11 protein-coding genes are annotated in these 21,386 nt (G+C 40.0%); 8 read left to right on the forward strand and 3 right to left on the reverse strand.

Features of this window, described 5'->3' with window-relative positions; all coding sequences use genetic code 11:
- The first annotated feature begins 167 nt into the window (after positions 1–167).
- The 5 genes from MWU82_RS08260 to MWU82_RS08280 all read left to right on the forward strand — a co-directional run bounded on the left by MWU82_RS08260 (position 168) and on the right by MWU82_RS08280 (position 10,093).
- Entirely contained in the window at positions 168–3,524 is a 3,357-nt protein-coding gene (locus MWU82_RS08260; RefSeq protein ID WP_215949454.1) for a VCBS repeat-containing protein, read from the forward strand.
- Positions 3,517–6,765 carry a VCBS repeat-containing protein gene (locus tag MWU82_RS08265; RefSeq protein ID WP_247096061.1) on the forward strand — a complete coding sequence of 1,083 codons (3,249 nt, stop codon included), beginning with the start codon at positions 3,517–3,519 and terminating at the stop codon, positions 6,763–6,765. The genes MWU82_RS08260 and MWU82_RS08265 overlap by 8 nt, the downstream gene beginning before the upstream one ends.
- A gap of 84 nt (positions 6,766–6,849) precedes the next feature.
- Positions 6,850–8,196: a vanadium-dependent haloperoxidase gene (locus tag MWU82_RS08270; RefSeq protein ID WP_215949452.1), complete on the forward strand. Its 1,347-nt coding sequence runs from the start codon at positions 6,850–6,852 to the stop codon at positions 8,194–8,196.
- A 73-nt stretch (positions 8,197–8,269) separates the two neighbouring features.
- Positions 8,270–9,166, forward strand: a complete 897-nt coding sequence (locus tag MWU82_RS08275) for an AraC family transcriptional regulator (RefSeq protein WP_247096063.1) — start codon at positions 8,270–8,272, stop codon at positions 9,164–9,166.
- A gap of 66 nt (positions 9,167–9,232) precedes the next feature.
- Positions 9,233–10,093 carry a hypothetical protein gene (locus tag MWU82_RS08280; protein WP_247096065.1) on the forward strand — a complete coding sequence of 287 codons (861 nt, stop codon included), beginning with the start codon at positions 9,233–9,235 and terminating at the stop codon, positions 10,091–10,093.
- A gap of 28 nt (positions 10,094–10,121) precedes the next feature.
- On the opposite strand, the gene MWU82_RS08285 is transcribed toward MWU82_RS08280, so the two are convergent.
- On the reverse strand, positions 10,122–13,829 hold the full coding sequence (locus MWU82_RS08285; RefSeq protein ID WP_348646979.1) for a metallophosphoesterase: 3,708 nt from the start codon (positions 13,827–13,829) through the stop codon (positions 10,122–10,124).
- Positions 13,830–13,883: 54 nt separating this feature from the next.
- Here MWU82_RS08285 and MWU82_RS08290 point away from each other — a divergent pair, with 54 nt between their 5' ends.
- Complete coding sequence (locus tag MWU82_RS08290) at positions 13,884–15,074, forward strand: Pycsar system effector family protein (RefSeq protein ID WP_215949448.1); 1,191 nt, start codon at positions 13,884–13,886, stop codon at positions 15,072–15,074.
- 15 nt (positions 15,075–15,089) lie between these two features.
- On the opposite strand, the gene MWU82_RS08295 is transcribed toward MWU82_RS08290, so the two are convergent.
- Positions 15,090–17,459, reverse strand: a complete 2,370-nt coding sequence (locus MWU82_RS08295) for a ubiquitin-like protein Pup (RefSeq protein WP_247096067.1) — start codon at positions 17,457–17,459, stop codon at positions 15,090–15,092.
- 204 nt (positions 17,460–17,663) lie between these two features.
- On the opposite strand from MWU82_RS08295, the gene MWU82_RS08300 reads away from it, so the two are divergent.
- Positions 17,664–18,566: a metallophosphoesterase gene (locus MWU82_RS08300; RefSeq protein ID WP_215949446.1), complete on the forward strand. Its 903-nt coding sequence runs from the start codon at positions 17,664–17,666 to the stop codon at positions 18,564–18,566.
- Between the two features lie 51 nt (positions 18,567–18,617).
- Here MWU82_RS08300 and MWU82_RS08305 read toward each other — a convergent pair whose 3' ends face one another.
- Positions 18,618–19,343, reverse strand: a complete 726-nt coding sequence (locus MWU82_RS08305; RefSeq protein WP_215949445.1) for an energy transducer TonB — start codon at positions 19,341–19,343, stop codon at positions 18,618–18,620.
- Positions 19,344–19,715: 372 nt separating this feature from the next.
- Here MWU82_RS08305 and MWU82_RS08310 point away from each other — a divergent pair, with 372 nt between their 5' ends.
- A complete protein-coding gene (locus MWU82_RS08310) occupies positions 19,716–21,266 on the forward strand; it encodes a glycoside hydrolase family 32 protein (protein ID WP_215949444.1) in 1,551 nt (516 codons plus the stop codon).
- Positions 21,267–21,386: the final 120 nt, after the last annotated feature.

The raw sequence follows: 21,386 nt of genomic DNA on the forward strand, positions 1-21,386 counted from the left end.
AAATCTTTTAAAAGGAGGTCCAAAAAGGCCATGTGTTTTATGGAATTTACCTTTCCTAGCTGGCTGGAAAAAATATCGGAAAATGGATTATAATTAAAAATGGTAAATAGGCGTAAAATACATTTATTGGATTTTAAAGCTGTCTCGAAAAATAATCACAAAGATATATGGGGAATCTTATTATAAGGGGAAGCCTTATTTTAATGGGAGTGTTATTGTTGGGGTCTTGTTCCCCAAAAAAAGAAGTTGATAAAGAGGCCGAACATAATGAGGATACCTTATTCTCTTTATTAGCTTCGGAAAAAACAGGTATCGACTTTGTAAACAAGGTGGTAAACCAGAAAAACTTTAATATTTTTAAGTATAGAAATTTCTACAATGGCGGGGGAGTGGCGATTGGCGATATTAATAACGATGGCCTGCCCGATATCTATCTTACCGGGAATATGGTTCCCAATAAACTCTATTTGAACAAAGGTAATCTCCAATTTGAGGATATTTCCGAGAAAGCCGGGGTGCAGGGAAATAAACCTTGGTCTACCGGAGTAACCATGGTAGATATTAATAATGATGGTTTGTTGGATCTGTATGTAAGTAATGCAGGTAACATGGAGGGTAATAACCATGACAATGACCTTTACATAAATAATGGAGATCTTACTTTTACCGAGAAGGCAGCTGAATATAATTTGGCCAAGACCGGTTTTTCTACCCATGCCACATTTTTTGACTACGATAAGGACGGTGATCTTGATGCCTACATCTTAAATAACAGTAATGTGCCAGTAAGTAGTCTGGGTTATGCGGAACAGCGCGAGGTAAGGGCCCAAGATTGGGCAGGAGTACCGGATATCTTTAAAGGAGTGGGGGATATGCTTCTTAGAAATGACAACGGCAAGTTTGTGGATGTTAGTGAAAAGGCTGGTATTTATGGAAGTTTAATAGGCTTTGGACTTGGAGTAATGGTCAGTGATATCAATGGGGATCTGTATCCGGATATCTATGTTTCAAATGATTTTTATGAAAGGGATTACCTCTATATCAATCAAAAAGATGGCACTTTTAAAGAAGAAATTGAAGAATGGACCTCTCATTTAAGTTTATCTGCCATGGGAATAGATATGGCCGATATAAACAATGACGGTTATGCGGATATCTTTATTACGGACATGCTACCGGAAGGGGACCAAAGGGTGAAATCGGTTATGGAGTTTGAAGGCTACAACGTTTTTAAACTAAAGCAGAGCAAGGATTTTTACCAGCAGTACATCCAAAACACCTTGCAATTAAATAACGGAAATAATTCGTTTTCCGAGGTGGCCTATTACAGCGGTGTTGCCAAGACCGATTGGAGTTGGGCCGGACTTTTGTTCGATATGGACAATGACGGTTTAAAGGATATTTACATAACCAATGGTATAAACCACGATCTTACGGATCTGGATTTTGTGGACTTCTTTGCTAACGAGATTATCCAGGAAATGGCACTTACTGGGGAGAAACAATCCATAGATTCCATAATATCCAAAATGCCCATTGCTCCCCAACCTAACTACGCGTATAGGAACAATGGGGACATTACGTTTTCCAATGAAACCAAAAAATGGGGCTTGGAATTGCCCAGTATGTCCAATGGAGCGGCTTACGGTGACCTTGATAATGATGGGGACCTGGATATTGTGGTCAATAATGTAAATATGGAGGCTTTTGTATATGAGAATCACAGTGAAAAAAAGTCCGGAAATAATTATCTTAAATTAAAGTTTGAAGGCAAGGATGGGAACCAATTTGCCATTGGGGCCACAGTAAAACTTTTTTTTGACGATCAGGTAATAGTACAGGAATTAATGCCTTCTAGAGGTTTTCAATCCTCAGTGGACTATATAATGACCATTGGCCTGGGCAAGAATACCTCCATTGATTCCCTGCAGGTAATTTGGCCCGACGACCGTACCCAAAAATTTAGCAATATTAAAACCAATCAATTCCTGACACTTAAGAATTCTGAGGCCCAGGATATATTTGTTCCCAATAATAAAAGCAATGTTAACCCTCTACTTAAGGAGCTGGCCAATGCCAAGCTATTGCAGCACAAAGAGAATAATTACAATGACTTTGATTACGAAGGACTGATCTCTAAAATGCTCTCCCAAGAAGGACCGGCCTTGGCTGTGGCTGACGTTAATGGTGATGGTAATGAGGATGTTTTTATTGGAGGCGGGGCAAATCAGGCCGGGGTACTCTATCTTCATAATGGCAATGGAAAATTAACGGCCAGCGTTCAAAAGGCCTTTGAAAAGGATGTGTCGCTGGAGGATACGGCCGCGGCTTTTTTGGATGTAGATGGTGATGGCGATATGGACCTGATGGTTGGTAATGGCGGAAATCAGGTAGGGGATGAAAAACTCTATAGGGCAAGGCTTTACATTAATAACGGCAAGGGAGTTTTTGAGGCTTCATCTGAAATTTTGCCCAGTACCTTTAAAAATATTGCCGTGATTGCGCCCCATGACTTTGATAGTGACGGGGATATGGACGTCTTTATAGGGTCTAGGAGTGTTGTTGGGAATTATGGTTTGGATCCAGACCATTTATTCCTTGAAAATAAGGGAGACGGCACTTTCGTGGATGCTACGGAACGTCTTGCCTACGATACCAAACAGGCAGGCATGGTAACGGACGCTATCTGGGTAGATATGGATGGTGACCAGAAGAAAGATTTAATAACGGTGGCGGATTGGGGAAGGCCGGTAATCTATAAAAACTCGGGCAAGAGATTGTCCAAGATGAATACTGCATTGGATAGTTTAACCGGATGGTGGAATGTAGTGAGTGCAGAAGATTTGGACAATGATGGCGACTATGATTTGATTTTGGGAAATCAGGGTAACAATGTGCCCTATTCCTGCTCCAAGGAAAATCCCATGAAATTATGGGTCAATGATTTTGATAATAATGGGACCATAGAACAAATTACGACTCGAAATTTTGAGGGAAAAGACTACCCTATTCACCAAAAGAAAGAGCTGACCACCCAAATGGTGGCCTTGAAAAAACAAAACCTTAAGGCTTCCGAATATGCCAAAAGAACCATAGGGGAATTGTTTTCTGGCGAAACTTTTGATAAATCTATAGTAAAGGAGGGTACCATACAGGAATCTGTAATTGCCATTAATGAAGGGGGAGGACAATTTACCATTAAAAAATTACCAGGGCGCGTGCAATTGTCCTGCGTCTGTGGAATTACCTGTGCAGATGTTAATGGCGATGGCTATTTGGACCTTATTATGGGAGGTAATAATTTTGAATTCAAACCTCAATATTCACGCCTGGATGCCAATTTTGGAAGTATACTTTTGGGAAATGAAAAATTGGACTTTGAATGGCAAAATTATGATGAAAGCGGGTTTTTAATAAAAGAGGAAGTGAAGCATATTGAACGGTTTCAGGACAGCAATGGAAAACGATTTATAATTGCTGCCATTAATGATAACAAACCAAAAGTTTTTGTACTGGATGAGTAGATGTAGCTTATATGTTTTATTCGCTGTGGTTCTCTTGGGCTGTGGCCCCAAGGAAGGTGAAATTTTCAGGAACCCATCGCCAAGCGAAACGGGGATCGACTTTCAGAATACCGTTACGGAATCCGATGACTTGAATATTCTCGACTATCTCTATTTCTACAATGGAGGTGGAGTAGCTATTGGGGATATTAATGGGGATGGACTGCCAGATGTTTTTCTTTCCGGGAACCAAGTTAAAAATAGATTATACCTTAATGAGGGGAACCTAAAGTTTAGGGATATTACGGACACTGCGGGTATTGCTGGGGAAAGCTCCTGGAATACGGGAGCCATTATGGGAGATATTAATGGGGACGGTCTCCTGGATATCTACGTCTGCGCAGTAGTGGGCATTAATGGGTTTAATGGGCATAACGAACTGTATATAAACAACGGTAATAATACTTTTACGGAAAGTGCTGCCGAATTTGGACTCGATTTTGATACCTACAGTAGTTCTGCAGCCTTGTTGGACTATGATTTGGATGGGGATTTGGATATGTACCTGCTCAATCATGCCGTACATACCCAGGAATCTTATGGAAAAGCCGAAGTACGGCAAAAGAGAAATGTTCAATCCGGGGACAAGCTGTTGCGCAATGATGGGGGCATTTTTGTAGATGTTAGCGAGGAAGCAGGTATTTATGGCGGCGCCAATGGATACGGACTGGGCATTGCCATAGCCGATTTTAATCAGGATGGATATCCGGATATCTATGTTGGGAACGATTTTCACGAGGACGATTATTATTACATCAACAACGGCAATGGGACATTTTCCGAACAATTGCGTAGCTATTTTGGGCATACTACCAAATTTAGCATGGGGAATGACGTAGCCGATATTAATCACGATGGTTGGCCAGATCTTATTTCTTTGGACATGCTTCCCGAAGATGAAAAGGTCCTTAAGTCTTCAGAGGGGGATGACCTCACCCAAACCCAAATTCTGAGGGTGGCCCGTTTTGGGTACCATTACCAATATTCCAGGAATATGTTGTTTGTAAACCAGCAAAATGCGCCCTATTCCGAAACAGCGATCCAAAGTGGAATTGCAGCGACCGATTGGAGTTGGAGTGCGCTTTTTGGCGATTATGACCAAGATGGGGAACAGGATATCTTTATTTCCAATGGTATTCCCAAAAGGCCCAACGACCTCGACTTTATAAAATTCGCCTCGGACGAACAAATAAAAAACAAGCTAAACAATACCAAACTTGTGGACCAACAAGCCATTAATATGATGCCGTCCGGAGTAATCCATAATTATGTTTTTAAAGGCGGGGAGGACATGAAGTATCAGGATATGTCCGGAAAATGGACAGTAAAGGATACTTTGATTTCCGGGGCAACGGCCATGGCAGATTTGGACAATGATGGTGATCTGGATGTTATAACCAATACCCTTAACAGTCCAGCGGCATTGTATATCAACAAAACGGACGCCAAGGCCAATTATTTAAAACTAAGGTTTAATTATACGGCCAAGAACAAATTTGGTATTGGCACCAAAGTTTTTGCCTATCTAAATGGGAAGTTACAGTACAAGGAACTATATACCGTTCGAGGGTTCCAAGCCTCTTCAGAACCCATGGTCCATTTTGGTTTTGGAAAACAGGAGAAGATAGACTCCCTAAAAATTGTCTGGCCCAATAGGACCTTTCAAGTTATAAAAGAAGTGGCCACCAATCAGACCTTGGTTATTTCCCCGGTAAACACAAAACCCTTCAGTTATAATACGCTAACGCCTACTTCCAAAAAGATGTTCCAAAAGGTTACAGGTAACTTGGGAATCAATTTTGAGCATGAGGAAGACAATTATCTGGATATCAACAGACAGAAATTGATTCCCTATCAAATATCGGATCGTGGTCCGGCATTGGCCATAGGGGATTTGAACGGTGATGGTAAAAAGGATTTGTTCTTTGGAGGTTCCAAATACATTCCGTCCAGAATATTTTTACAAGGCGATACTACCTATCTGGAAAAGAGAATAGATAAAATTGCCAATGACTCTATAAAGGAGGATATTACTGCCCTAATAGCGGATCTGAACAAAGATGGGATGGCCGATCTTGTAATAGGATCCGGAGGCGGGGATTTTTATAATACAATGCCACCCTTAAAAGATAGTTATTACCTTCAAAACACTACCGGTTTTGAGCCTGGTGTGTTACCGGAATATTTTGAAAATGCTGCCGTAATACGGGAAAGTGATTTCGACAACGATGGGGACTTGGATTTATTTATAGGCAATAATGCCATAACCAACGATTTTGGCAATATCCCCAATTCCTTTTTGTTAAGGAATGACCAAGGAAGGTTCTCGATTGTGGAAAATAAGGAACTACAAAAGGTAGGGATGGTCACTGATGCCGCTTGGTCCGATTTTGACAATGATGGGGTATTGGATTTAATAGTGGTAGGGGAGTGGATGTCGCCGAAATTCTTTAAGAACAACAAGGGGCAATTAAAGGAAGTTTTACCTTTGGACCGCCCTTATAACGGACTCTGGGAATGTATAATCCCCTTTGATATAGATAAGGACGGAGACTTGGATTATCTACTTGGAAATTGGGGAAACAATACCAAATTTAAAGCATCGGATAAATATCCAATGAAAATGTTTTATTCAGATTTTGACCAGAACGGAAGTACAGAGACTATCGTGGCAACTGAAAAAAATGGCAGGTATTATCCTTTGGAAGGATTGGACGAACTATCGGCCCAAATGGTTGGTCTTAGAAAGAAATTTTTGACCTATAAGTCCTTTGCAGGAAAGCCCATAGAGGATATTCTGGATGAAAATTCCCTTAAGAATAGTAACATTCTCGAAGTGAATACGCTAGAATCGGGTTATTTGGAGAATAATGACGGGAAATATTCATTTGTTCCCTTTATATCGGAATTACAGGTTGCTCCAATAAGAGCCTTCTTAGAGTATGATTTTGATAAAGATGGGAATACGGAAATTCTTGCAGCGGGGAACTATTTTGGTGTTAAGCCATATCACGGGAGGTTGGATTCCTTCTCAGGAGCGCTTATAAAGGACAAAAATGATGTAATTTTGGGTAATAAATTAGGCCTGGAACTGGAGCTTAAATCTGTGAGACACATGAATATGGTAGATTTAAATGGTAAGACCTACCTCTTGGTTACCTTTAATGATGACAAGGCCCAGGTGTATGACCTGAGCGAATAAAAAGGTAAATTGGTCTATCGCATCCTTTTCAGGGGATATTTTGATTAATAGTGATCTATGTATTATTTGGACAAAAAAGTTAAGATGAAGCTATATTTAAGATTATTTGTATTATTTGCGGTTGTAATATCATGCAACAAAAAGGAGGAGCCAATAGTTATTACTCCTCAGGATTTACATAATTCTATACATAAGGTTACGGAAGTTATGATCCATGATATTTTTTCTCCTCCAGTGGCCAGCAGAATTTTTGCATATCCCAATATAGCGGCATATGAAATTGTAGCCCTTAACAATAGTGATTATAAGTCATTGGTAGGGCAGGTAACAGATTTGACCCCTATTCCGGTACCAGCGGAGGACAAGCCTATCAATTATCAAATGGCAGCCCTAATAGCCCATATGGAAATAAGTAAGCGTTTAATTTTTTCCGAGGATAGGATTGAGGTACACCGAGATAGTTTGTATGCAAATTGGCAAGCTAAAAACTTGACCATTTTTAAGAACTCTGAGGAATATGGTCTTGCCGTGGCAAAGCACATAGGGGATTGGTTGGACAAGGATAATTATAAGCAGACCAGGACTATGCCCAAGTTTACTATTAATACAGACGACAACTCTCGATGGCAACCCACCCCGCCGGCCTATATGGATGGTATAGAGCCTCATTGGAGCAAAATAAGGCCCTTTGTTATTGACTCGGCCAATCAATTTGTGCCAGCACCACCGCCAGCATTTTCTATGGATAAAGGGTCCGATTTTTACAGGGAAGTAAAGGAGGTGTACGATATTAGCCAAGAGATTACTGCCAAAGGGGATAGTTCGGAAGAAATAGCCATTGCAAAATTTTGGGATTGTAACCCCTATGTCTCCGTAACCAGGGGCCATTTAATGTTCGCAACCAAAAAGATCACTCCAGGGGCCCATTGGATAGGGATTACCAAAATTGCCTGCGAGAAAACAAATTCGGATTTTGACAAAACCGTATTTGCCTACACCAAAACTTCAATGGCCATAGCAGATGCCTTTATAAGTTGTTGGGACGAAAAATACCGCTCTAATTTAATACGTCCGGAAACCGTAATAAATCAGTATATAGATGAAAACTGGGCACCCGTCCTTCAAACACCTCCATTTCCTGAGTATACTAGTGGACACTCCGTGGTCTCAGGGGCTGCAGCTACAGCATTGACCAGTATTTTTGGGGATAATTTTGCGTTTGATGACGATACCGAAATACCCTATGGTCTGCCTATAAGAAGTTTCACTTCCTTTAATCAGGCTGCAGATGAAGCCGCCATAAGTAGAATGTATGGGGGCATCCATTATAGGGCAGCAGTAGAAGTAGGGGTAGGACAAGGTCGGGATTTGGGCAAATTTATTGTGGATAAACTGGAAATGAAGGGGAATAAGGAATTGGTATCCAAGTAGTTTTTATAGATTGGATTTATATATTATTTCCAAAGGCTTCAAGAATTACTTACCCGGTAAAAAATTACAATTAGTGAGAAACAAAATTGTTTATTTCGTAGTTTTCCTATTTTTGGGATCATTGGTTTGGTATCTGTTTTTAAAACCCTATGATTATTCGGTATCCATTATATCCAAGACATTCCCCGGTACCATCAATCAGAGTATAAAGTCATGGGGCAATACCAATAAGAATAATGTGTTATTGGAAGAAAGAGATTTTTTGAATATTGATCAGCAATTAAAGTTCAATGATTCTATATACCAATATCAATGGAAAATAACCCCAGTTAATGATTCTACTACAAAGATAAAGGTCTACATAAAGGAGGCAGAGCATAGCTTGGAGAATAGATTGAAAATTCCCTTTTTGGATACGGATTTTGAAAAACGTACCAAACGTACCATGTTGGACTTCAACGATGTGCTAACGGAGCATTTGGAGAAATTTAAGGTCACCGTTTTGGATACTATAGAACTGCTTCCGGATACCTATTGCGCCTATATCCCTATAAAGGCTTCACAGGTGGGCAAAGCCAAAGGAATGATGCAAAATTACCCTATTTTAAGTACTGTGCTTGTGGACAATAATGTAGCATCGAACGGCAGGCCATTTCTGGAAATTACCAATTGGAATAGGGAGGTGGACAGTGTTTCCTATAATTTTTGTTATCCAATTATCAAAAGTGATAGCCTTCCGCAGAATGATATTATAAAGTATAAGAAATTTGAGGGTGCTAGGGCGTTAAAAGCTATATATAACGGAAATTATATTACCTCTGACCGTGCTTGGTACGCCTTGTTGGATTATGCCAAAAGAAATGGGATTATGGTGAGGGAAAGACCAGTTGAGGTATTTTTTAGCAACCCGAATTTTGGGGGAAACGAACTGGATTGGATAGCTGAAATCTATATGCCCCTAAAAGAATAAAAGGAAATAAGGATACGCAGGATTAAATTGTTGTTTGGCCACCTAAATAATTAAATTTTGAATTGGATGAAAAAATACTTGTTACTGTTGCTCTGGGGAACCATCATTAGCTGTGCCAGTAATTACGGCCAACTGACCTATGTTACCAAACTTCCCCATAAATTAACTGAGAATTCCGGAATGGTCCCGGCCAAGGATTCAACGGTTTGGTTCGTTATGGATAGAGGAAATCCCGATAAAATTTATCAGGTGAATTATAGTGGGGACCTCCTAAAGGAATTAAAAGTAAAGAATGCCAAAAACCACGATTGGGAAGATATGGCAAGTGATGAAAAAGGGAATGTATTCATTGGGGATTTTGGCAATAACAACAACGACAGGAAGAATTTGGCCATCTATAAAATCCCAAATCCAAATGCTGAATCTGGAGATGATATTGAGGCGATAAAGATTGAGTTTAATTATCCTGAACAGAAAGATTTTCCTCCAAAAAAGAATAAATTGCTCTTTGATGCCGAGTCATTTTTTTATTACAACAGCAACTTCTACATCGTAACAAAGAATAGGACACAACCTTTTAACAGGGAAGCCCTATTGTACAAGGTGCCTGCCGTAGAGGGCAAGCACAAGGCCCAGTATATAGGATCGTTTGTTCCTCCTAAAGGCAAGATAAAAGGGCAAGTAACCTCTGCCGATATTTCTCCTGATGGTAAGACCATAGTTCTATTGGGAAATGGTACTTTATGGGTGTTTACGAACTTTACAATGGACAATTTCCTTTCTAGTGGGACGCTAAAAACGATAGACCTGGGGGTATATACGCAATTGGAATCGGTTTCCTTTACCAATAACAATACCTTGTTGCTTTCGGACGAGGAGTCCGGAAAAACGGGAAGAAATCTATATTCATTTGTGGTGGGCAACTAGCTCCGCACCCAAAGCCTTGTAATTTATCCTAGAATCCGAAACCAACACCAAATGAAAATCTTGGGCCGTCAACACTGTTGAACAAGGCTACCCTTGCGGTCATCACATCTGCTCCGTTAAGAAAAAATCCTCCTCCGTAGGAGGTGTGCCATAAATCGGAATTTTCGTTGGGAGTCCAGACCCTTCCGTAATCAAAACCACCATATACCCCCACCGTAACTGGCAATAATCCGGTTTTTAGGCTTTTAAGACTGTATCTAAGGTCTGTGTTCTGGTAATAACTGGTCTTGCCGGAAAATCGTTGATTTCTAAAACCCCTTAAACCATCTATCCCACCAATGCTGGCTGCTTGGTAAAATTCATATTCGTCCCCTAAATTAAAATGGGCTTTCCATTTAGAGGCAAGGACCAATCTGCCACTGGACACTAATTTATGATCAAAGGAAAGACTTGGAACTATAAAGGCATAAGCCTGTCCTTGGTTTTCCAGACTGGCCTTATAGCCAACCAATAATCCAGTAGCCATCCCCATAGTGGGGAAGGCGGCATTGTCCAAATTTTCATAGCTGTATTCCGCGTCCACCCCAATAAAACTGTTTCTATTCTCCTCTCCGTTGGCCAGGTAAAAGGTGTTCACAAACCTATCTTCGGTTTCTTCCACTTCCAGACTTTCCAAGGAAATGCCCGTTCTGAATTTAGCCCCTAGCTGTCCACGCCAAATCAAAGAGGGAGAAAAATTTAAGTTTTGAATTTTCACCCTATTGTAATCCATCTCCAAAGTATCATCAAAATTTTCGGTCTCATTCCCGATTCCAAAAAAGTTAATGCTAAAGTTGGGACTGGTAAAACGGGCGGCCAGTTCCAAATTCCAGTTTTCGAAAATATGGGCAAACTCTCCTTTGTAGCCCAATTCAAAACCGTTGGTGGCAAAATAATAGGCGGCATTGTAATTGTGTTGGGTTGTGTAAGGGTTTTGTCGCAGTCCATAAAAGGTACTTGTGGCATTAAAGCCAAGCTTCATTCCATCATCGGGATTGAATCCGATGGTCGGTATTATCTGCCGTGTGTTATTCCTAAGTTTAAGTGGTTGGTAAGTGTTGGTTTCGTAATCGTTGGTAAGTCTTAGTTTTGCTCCCTTGATTTTCTTGAATGTATTTTTTTTGGATCTATGGTCATAAATCCAGGTATTTGTGCTTTCCGATACATCATAAACATCGTTGTTTTGCCCGCCAATAAGTCTAATTTTGATCTTGTTGCCCTTAGTCCCAGCAACTTCAAAAATATCATCATCGTCCAAACCATAGATCCAAATTTCCTGTGTGATGTTGCGGTTGAATTTCTTTTGAAAAAATAGCTTTTGCTTTTTTCCGTCTATGTTTCTAAAAGCTTTGATTTCCACTTCTTGTTCGGACAAATTGTTGATTTCGAACCAATCGTCCTTATCGGTACCTTTTATGACTACATATTTATTAAGTGCCAAAAAATACTCATCGGCAATTTTGGGAAGGTTCTTGATCCTGGATATAAGTATATTCTTTAATTCAAGGATATTTTCGTCCATAATTTCTTGGGGAAAGGATTTAAAGGCTTCGTCGATTACCGTCTGGCTTAGGTTTTGCTGTATATAAAACACCTCTTTATCCCAATCGGATTTTGTAGTTTCGGCCAACAAGGTTACATCCAGTCCATAGGCACTCTTGTTAAAGGCCTCCACATTTCTAATGTCATTATTAAATCCTTCCATCATTTGAAGGGCGGGAATTATTCTTGTTGCAACCCCCATTAAGGCCCCATCTCCCCAAATGGAATACACTTGGTCCCGATCCCTTGGGATGGCCTCAAAAACAATCTTTCCTGATTCCTTATCCTTGACTTCGCCCCAGCGCCATTGATCGTCATGCCTATCCCAATCCCCCATCACCATATCAAACAAGCGGGTCCTTAGATATCTATCCGTGTTTACCACATATTTTTCGTCCCGTTTAATTTTATCGATCATGTCCCAGGTACTTTCAATTTTATTGGCATATCCAAAACTGCCCAATTCGCCATGGCCGTCGCCCACCTGTTCTTCCAATATGTAAAGCTCATCCCCAAATTCGCTATTAAATTCCGCTAAGGCCGCTTGTTTTGGGATATAGTATAATTTAGGGTTGGTATGGTAGAGATCCAGCGCATCGGAAAGGGTTCCTACTGTAAGAAGGCCGTAAGGCAATGCACCTGTATAAAAATCCATTAAGAGTTTTTCGGTATAGGTGCCCTTAAACTCCCCTATGACGTATTTATCCTTAAACGCCATGGCCTGTAGATAGACCTCTGCACTCTTTTTAACGGCCCTCATTACGTATTCCTTCCCATTCTTGTCGGATAATCTCAGGGATTTGGATTGGTTTCCCCCGCCTTTACGGACCGGTTTTAAACCTCCATATAAAGTGTCCAACCTAAGGGTAGGGGCATTTACTTCCATGCCGTAGTATTTCCTATACCTATCGCCCCATACAGTTTTGAAGAATTTACTTTTTTCAATGTCTTCCTTGGAGTAAACATTAGCCTTTACCTCTTTTGGAAAATCTTTGTCGCTGAACTCGTAATTCTCCTTTCTATCCGGGGGTAGTACCTGTGTAGAAAATAGAAGGTCGGGATCATTATTTTTCCCGACCCCAAAATATCTTACCTGGGAGGAACCATCATTGAATACCTTTAATTCTGCAAAGCCCATTCTTCCCGTGGAGAATTTGGAACCGTTCAATAATCTGGTAGCTCCTTCCTTGGCCCCGGAACCACTAACGATCTGGGGGGTATTATCCTCCACAATATATTGAAGGGTATGTTCATGTCCCGAAGTCAATATAACTTTTTGCGAATACTGCGATATGGTTACTAGACGATTCCTTAATTCCGTATATCTTTTATTCTGGAGATCCGCGTAGGAGGCGCCACTGGTTTTCCTAATAAGGTTTACAAAAGAGCCTAATACAGGAAAGGGAAATTTGCCGCCTGCAGGGTTTAAATGGAGTTTTGCCGAATACTGTCCGCCGTGTGGGCCGTAACTGAACATAGGATGGTGTAGGGCCAATATGGTGGTCTTGTCACGGTTTTTTTTGATAAGGCTTTCCAGTTCCTCAAAAAATGTTACTCGGTCCTTTATTTCGCATTTATCGTTCATCTTAGGGTGTTTGTCCCAATTGGTCAGGTACCATTCCGTATCAATGGCGATAAGCACTATTTCATCATTGATGTCTATTTTCTCTATAGGGCACCCATCTTCGGGAAAAAAGACCTCTTTGCTTTTCAATTTCTTCTGAATATATTTTTGTTGTCTTTCCAGCCCTTCCAGCCCCTCATTGTACCAATCATGGTTTCCTGGAATAAATATGGGATTGCCCTTAAATTGGGCCAGGGTCTTTAGTTGTGCATCTATGTTGTTTTTAGCTTCCAGATAGGCTTGGGTGGAATCCTTTTTGTCTGGCATTCCGGCAGGATAGATATTATCTCCCAAAAAGAGGGCAGTACTATTTTTGTTGGCTTTTTCCAAGGCCCTTTGAAAAGCTTTAAGCGCTTCACTTTGATCGTTCATAGGTGATTTTCCTGCATCCCCTATCAAATAAAAGGTATGCAACAATTCACTGTCGCTGGATATATCCCTTCCAATGGCACCATCCGCATATTTCGTTTTATATGTGGCACAGCCTACCAATAGAAAAAGTATTATTATAAGTAGGTAATGTTTCCTCATGTACATCTGTTTAGAAATCAAAATTTTGTAATTTGTGGGTCATAATTAACTATTATGTCGGAAATCCTCGAAAAAACTAAAAACTTTGTTGTTGATTTATTATCTAATAAACTAGATTCCAGTTATTTGTACCACAACTTAAGCCATACGCAGCGGGTTGTTAAAAGTACTAAAGAATTATTGAACTTTTATAATTTGGGTGAGGAGGAAACTGAAATGCTATTATTGGCGGCTTGGTTACATGATACTGGATATACCAAAGGTTCGGAGAACCATGAGGAAACCAGTTGTGGTATAGCCCGGGAGTTTTTGGCAGCACAGAATTATGATAAAAAGAAGATAGAAAGTATTTGTAGCCTTATAATGGCAACCAAAAGGTTCTATGAGCCCCAAAATCTCCTGGAGGAGATTATTAGGGATGCCGATTGTTCCCATTTTGGAAAAAAGAGCTATATGGAAACCGCCGAGTTGCTTAGGGAAGAGTTGGATATTTTAGGGTTGGCAACTTATACACAAAAGGAATGGCGAGACGCTAATCTCAAGATGTTCCAAACGGAACAGCGTTTTTATACCGATTATGCCCTTCAAAATTGGCAGGAAGAAAAGAATAAAAATATAAGAAGGCTGATTAAGGGGAAAAAAGCGGAGGAAAATTTAGTAAAAAAGGAGAAATTAAAGGCTAAATATAAAAGTGAAAGTCCCGATCGGGGTATACAGACCTTGTTTAGGGTAACTTTAAAGAATCATTTAATGCTCAGTGATATAGCGGACACCAAAGCTAATATCCTGCTCTCCGTAAATGCCATTATTATATCTTTGGTGTTGTCCAACCTTATGACCAAACTGGACAATCCGTCCAACAATTACTTGATCTATCCCACCTTATTATTTGTTGTTTTTAGTGTGGTGTCCATGGTACTTGCTGTTCTTGCGACAAGGCCAAATGTTACCCAGGGCGAGTTTACCAAGGAGGATGTAAGGCAACGCAAAGTAAATTTGTTGTTTTTTGGTAATTTTCACAAAATGAAATTGGAGGATTACCAATGGGCCATAAACGAATTGGTACAGGACAAGGATTATATATATTCCTCATTGACCAAGGATCTCTATTATCTAGGATTGGTATTGAACAGGAAGTATAAAATACTGAGATGGACTTATACTATTTTTATTATAGGAATGATTGTCTCCGTTATTGCCTTTGTCGTGGCCTTTAAGTATTTTGGTCCGGATCGTGGTATATGACCAATGGAAACAATGTTATTTGTTCAATTCCAGCATTAAGTCTTCGTAGGTATAGGTCTTGTCCTTTTCTTTAGTGGATTTGTATAGAATGGAAGCCCTAATTGCCTTTAGGCCGGAAACCCCTTGTAGCCCTTCCAATTCAACAATTTCTACCTTGCCGCTGAAATAACCTTTGGACTTAAGGAACCTAATATATCGTAAGTATTCCAGTTCATCCTTTTTTTGTGAATAGACAATGGCAATTTTGCCTGCCTGGGTCAATCTTTCATTGGTGCCTTTAATGTACGACTTGTCAATTCGTTTTTTTATGATCTCATATCTGGCATTGTAGGTACCGTCTACGTCAAAACGTTTTTCATCCATCCTAAATCGAATGGATAAAGAGCCGTTGTAGACAAGTATAAGCGATGCCACATTTAATTGTACCTGTAACTTGGATTTAAGGTCATAATGCTTGTTTTCCATCTCACAGATAACCTGTAACTGCCACAACCTAAGGTTGTTGAGATAAAGTAGGTCGAACGCCCTTGCTCCGGTTATGGAATCCCCTATGTACATATTATGTTCCACACCATCGGTCTTGTAGCGCTCAAAATAGTGGGGATACATTTCCTGTGCCTCTTCCTGTTTGTTGTCTATTACCGATGCCAACTTTTTGTTGATCAGCATTACACTTTGATCATAATTTTTTCTGTGATCATAGTAGGAACCGGTTCCCTTATCTATTTTGGCTTCATAGGAAAGTAATAGATTTTGAATTTGGGTATCGGATTTTTTGATATGGGCAAACACCGGGTTTATTTCTTCTTGCACAAAATCGAAAATAGCCTGTTCGCTATTGGTATGTAAGACCTCTTTGATCTCATCAAGGTGGTTGTCCACCCTGAATATAAGTTCTTCGTAAATTGGCAAACCATACTTCTGCCAAACCTCGGTCATTATTTGCCTAATTTCGGACAACTGGATCATAAGATCCCTTTGAATTGCCATATTTCTTTCCTGGGAGGAATTTTGGATATCTACCTGCCCGTACAATGGATATACTTCATCAAAAACAATTTCGCGGAAAGAGGGTTGTAAACCTTCCATATCGTCCAATATAAAACGCTTTGCCTCCTCCTTAAATTTCCAGTACACGGAAGGATGCACAGAAGTACATTCGTTCTGGATAACCGCATCGATCAAATTTTCCTCCTCCTGTATTGAACGTAATACTGCAGAAACGATATAGGGAATTACATCGTCCAATTTCGTGGCATTTACGCTGTTAAGGTCATTGGCCTTATCGGAGACCAGTTCCAATACTCCCAGCAACTGCCCATCTTTAGCAATGGGAGACAAAAGGGCACTTTTAATTTTTTGTTCGTGCAAACACTTATATGGCGCCATACCATTTGAAAGCTTGTAGTACTTGTCAACATCGCTTATTACAAAGCAGTGGTTTTGATCAATTAACTTACTGTATGAGGACTTGCAAAGGGCCTCATTACAAGTTTCAACTTGTTTTTTTTGCAAGATGAAACTATCTATTCCGTTTACGGAAACCCTCTCAAATTGCTCTTCTTTGGAATTGTACACCGAGAATCCAATACGTAAATTTGGCAACCCAAATAAAGATTTAAAGGTTTCTTCCACCCCTGTGATGAAATTACCTCCAGTTTTATCGTTAATGATCAGGTTGGATTTAATTTCCGAAATAGAATGTTCCGCGGTAACATCGAACATATTCGAGATTACAAAACCTTTACTGATAAAACTATTGGGCGGTATCTTCTGTTTCCAAAGATCCACATTGTCTATATTTTCCAATAACTTGTTTACGTCTTCTTGGGTAATTGTTAATGGGGTCCCATTGGGAATGATTTCCATAAAATCGGCATTGTACAAAATCCGGTAATGCCTCATAACCCCATTGGCATCGGGAATATCGTAAAAAAAGGGCCTTTTGAAATCTAAATTAAATCCGTAATAAAAGTTAAGGATGACCACACAGGCCATAATATAGTTCACCTCTCCTTCTTGGTTCCTTATTTGCGGAAGATAATCTGGTCCGGCAGCTGCCAATATTTTTTCAAAGCGCTTACTGGAATTAAATATGATGTCCGTGTATGGTGAAGAAGCCGTTTTTATTTCGTTGGTGGTAAGTACGGACGAAAACAAATCTTGCAAAATAATTTGAATTACGTCCTTATGCTTTTCCAATAGGGTGATGTCTTTGAAGCCATCACGCAATTCTGGAAATGGAGCTTGGGCATTTAAAATATATCGTGCCTTGGTGGCCAAAAACGAATCTTCGCTTTCTACCATTTCATCATACTGCTTTAATAATTTATTAAAGCTTATATGATGTTCCAGTGGTGATATTTTTTCAGATAATCCCTTCATTACTCACCTTAGTCCAAGTTTGAACCGTAAAATTACAAAAGAAATTGCTTTCTTTCTCTATAGTGTCAATATTGAAACAACCTTGTTTTTAGGTTATTTAACGAATATCTGTTGTTTGGCCATTTTACAAGGCCATTTTTTTTGAACATATATATAAACCTCATTGTCTTCAACTAAAAAGTCTTAACTTTTAACCCAAAACCAATGACCTCATCTGCCAGATTGTCCAGGGCTTATAAAAATGCCAAGATTCTGCCTTTTGACGACAGCTCAAAAATTATTCTTTTTAGTGACTGCCATAGGGGCGATAGTAGTTTTGCCGACGAATTTGCCAATAATCGCAATATTTATTTTCATGCCCTAAGGCACTACTTCAACGAGGGTTATACGTATTGCGAATTGGGGGACGGTGATGAACTTTGGGAGAATCTAAACTTTGACTCCATTTTTACTGCACATAAGAACGTATATAAACTTTTAAAGCAATTTCATCTAGAAAAAAGACTCCATATGATTTGGGGGAATCATGATATGGTTTATAAAGATCCTTTGTATGTAAAAAAAAATTTATCATCCTATTTTGAGCCCATTGATGATTGCAATAAAGAATTGTTTGAAGACATCACCTATCACGAGGCCATAATTTTAAAGCATAAGAACAGCGGGCAAGAGTTGTTTTTGACCCATGGACACCAGGCAGACTGGTGGAACTATACCTTTTGGCGCTGGGGCAGATTCTTGGTGCGTGTATTATGGAAGCCGTTGCAGGTATGGGGTATTGCCGATCCTACGAGTCCAGCAAAGAATTACAAGGAGCTGATAAAAATTGAAAGGCGTATAAAAAAATGGATTTTGGCCAACAATGAGATGCTGACGATAGCAGGCCATACCCACAGACCCCGCTTTCCTGCTCCCGGGGATATTCCATTTTTTAATGATGGTAGCTGTGTGCATCCTCGGAGTATTACCGGGTTGGAGATCCAGAAGGGGACCATTGCCCTCATAAAATGGGAAATAGCTACAAAGGACGATGGCACCCTGCAGATTGTTAGAATTTTGCTGGACGGGCCTCAACAACTTATCAGTTATAATAAAGCTAAATCCTAGGTCTACAACTTATAGGGAATAGGATGTACAATTATGAATGGGTCTGTTTTGTTATTGCAGCCTAAAAGTTATAGGGATGGTATAGGGAACCTTAACGGCCCTTCCCCTTTGCTTTCCTGGCGTCATTTGCGGTAATGCGGCAATAATCCGGTGGGCTTCCTTTTCCAACATTTTGTCCGGTCCCCTTGTTCTAATGTTGGTTATAAAACCGGTATTATCGATAATAAATTGTACATATACCTTGCCTTCAATGCCCAATTCCACTGCAACATCGGGATAGGTAAATTGTTTTATGATGTGTTCCTGGATTTTTTTCTGAAAGCAAGCTTTCTGGGCCTCGTTGGAGGTTTCTTTACATCCTGGAAAAACAGGAACATTTTCGATTACAGCAAAAGGCACTTCAATATCTTCCTCTTCTTCCTCCACCACTGCTATATCTTCAACTTGTAATATAGCCTCCTCCACTATTGTTTCCTGATTTATTTCTGTACTTTGAATCACCGTTTCCTCTATTTCGGCCACATCCTCAACAATTTCTATAACTTCGGGTGCTGCTGGAGGAGGGGGCGGTGGTGGAACATTCAATGCCTCGGTAACCGGTACTTTTTCTTCCAAGTAATCTGTTACCGTCAACTGCTCTATGGCAGTATTTGCCTTGGGATACGTTTTTAACTCCAAAGCCCTCCATACTACAAATAGTACTATAACTAGGCCAATTACAAAGAAAAGTCCACTTTTTCTGTTTAAATCTGCCCTAGGATTCTTTTTTGGTTCCATGACACAGTATTTTAACACATAAGTTATCAAGTATTTACTTCAATTCATATGACATAGATCAGTTTTTGCATTATTCTTTCTTCGAGTCGTAGTGCCCATTTATTACTGGAGAAGGGGACTAAACATGCCATAATTATCAAGCTACTTTATTCCCTGGATTCCCCCTGCGATTTATATTGTTGTGGAATAATTGGGGCACATTGCTACTTTAATCACCAGTCAGAAATATCACCTTCCCCTTTTTGGAATTGGATAATCCAAAGGGCATGATGTTGATTATTGGGCCCTGGAAGCAAAATCGTTCAGTGATATTTTTGGTATGGGCATTTATTCGCTATTTTTAATAAAAATGTAGCTTTAAAAAAATAAGATATGAAGTTGTTGTGGATTGTTTTGGGATTGGCACTTTTGTCGTGCAAGGAAGAGAAAAAAGTAGGTCCGGTTCAAAGTGTGGATGCCGAGTTGGGACTTTATCAGGAAACCCACCGACCCCAATTTCATTTTACGCCACCTGAAAAATGGATGAACGACCCTAATGGTTTGGTCTATCACCAAGGGGTGTACCATCTTTTTTATCAATATTATCCAGAGGATATTGTTTGGGGACCCATGCATTGGGGTCACGCAATAAGTAAGGATATGGTGCATTGGCAAAATAAGCCTATATCCTTATTTCCTGATGAACACGGTTACATTTTTTCGGGAAGTGCTGTTGTAGATACTAATAATTCCTCGGGATTTGGAACCAAGGATAACCCACCATTAGTGGCCATATTTACCTATCATGATCCGGTAGGTGAAAAAGCAGGAAAAGATAATTTTCAGACCCAGGGAATTGCCTATAGTCTGGATAATGGGGATACTTGGGTTAAATATGAAGGCAATCCCGTCATAAAAAATGAAGGAATAAGGGATTTTAGGGATCCCAAAGTCTTTTGGAATAATAAAACTGGCAATTGGACAATGTTATTGGTGGCAGGGGATCATCTCCAAATATGGCAATCCCCTGATTTAAAGGAATGGGTCAAGGTGAGCGAGTTTGGAAAGGATCAAGGGGCCCATGGCGGAGTTTGGGAATGTCCGGATTTATTTCCATTAAAGGTGGAAGGTAGCGATTTGGAAAAGTGGGTGCTCTTGATCAGTATTAACCCAGGTGCCCCGAACGGAGGCAGCGGAACCCAATATTTTGTAGGTGATTTTGATGGCACAACCTTTACAAGCGATCAAAAGGAGCATAAATGGATAGATTGGGGTACCGATAACTATGCAGGGGTAACCTATAACAATGTTCCCAATAATGATCGGATTTTTATTGGTTGGATGAGTAACTGGGCCTATGCCCAGGAAACACCCACCGAAAAATGGCGTAGTGCAATGACGCTGCCCAGAAAACTTTCCCTACACCAGATAAATGATAAGTTTGAATTGGTTAATTACCCCTTGGATAGTGTTGATGAAATTCGGGGTCCAGATTCTTCAGAGGACATCGCAATAGGTCCGAAATTGGATAAGTCGTTGACTTTTGATCATTTTAATAAGTCCGAAGTGAAATTCACGACTAGTTCACGGGCATTCAGTCTGGATTTTCAAAATAGTTCGGGAGAGCATTTGAATTTGATTTTGGACGGTGTGGCCCAACAATTTATTCTTGATAGGTCACGTTCGGGGAAAACTTCTTTTGATGAGGATTTCGCTAAAAAAGTGCAGACCATGCCTATCCCCAATTTGCCCAATGCGGAATATGAAGTACGGATCTTGATGGATTGGTCCTCGGTGGAGATATTTATAAATGGTGGGCAATATGTAATGACCGCCCAGATCTTTCCAAACGAATTTTACCGGACCTTGTTGATTTCTAATCCAGCTGATATGGAATTGGAATTGGATGGATTTACAATAAGCCCCATAAAATCTATTTGGTAACGACAAAAATCTAAGTTAGACTTTACCGCAAGCCTGGGAATAATCAAGATTTGTGCAGGAGTAATTCTTGGCAGGAGAAATTAAATTATTCCCCTCCAATATTCTCTATCGCTTCTTATA

The organism is Arenibacter sp. S6351L (assembly GCF_023016025.1).
Classification (GTDB): Bacteria; Bacteroidota; Bacteroidia; order Flavobacteriales; family Flavobacteriaceae; genus Arenibacter; species Arenibacter algicola_B.

Bases quoted from the DNA above. Each gene is read 5' to 3' on its own strand.
- MWU82_RS08280 (WP_247096065.1), top strand. From the start codon at position 9,233: ATGAAAAAATACTTGTTACTGTTGCTCTGGGGAACCATCATTAGCTGT.
- MWU82_RS08295 (WP_247096067.1), bottom strand. From the start codon at position 17,459: ATGAAGGGATTATCTGAAAAAATATCACCACTGGAACATCATATAAGC.
- MWU82_RS08305 (WP_215949445.1), bottom strand. From the start codon at position 19,343: ATGGAACCAAAAAAGAATCCTAGGGCAGATTTAAACAGAAAAAGTGGA.
- MWU82_RS08265 (WP_247096061.1), top strand. From the start codon at position 3,517: ATGAGTAGATGTAGCTTATATGTTTTATTCGCTGTGGTTCTCTTGGGC.
- MWU82_RS08260 (WP_215949454.1), top strand. From the start codon at position 168: ATGGGGAATCTTATTATAAGGGGAAGCCTTATTTTAATGGGAGTGTTA.
- MWU82_RS08290 (WP_215949448.1), top strand. From the start codon at position 13,884: ATGTCGGAAATCCTCGAAAAAACTAAAAACTTTGTTGTTGATTTATTA.
- MWU82_RS08285 (WP_348646979.1), bottom strand. From the start codon at position 13,829: ATGAGGAAACATTACCTACTTATAATAATACTTTTTCTATTGGTAGGC.
- MWU82_RS08270 (WP_215949452.1), top strand. From the start codon at position 6,850: ATGAAGCTATATTTAAGATTATTTGTATTATTTGCGGTTGTAATATCA.
- MWU82_RS08310 (WP_215949444.1), top strand. From the start codon at position 19,716: ATGAAGTTGTTGTGGATTGTTTTGGGATTGGCACTTTTGTCGTGCAAG.
- MWU82_RS08300 (WP_215949446.1), top strand. From the start codon at position 17,664: ATGACCTCATCTGCCAGATTGTCCAGGGCTTATAAAAATGCCAAGATT.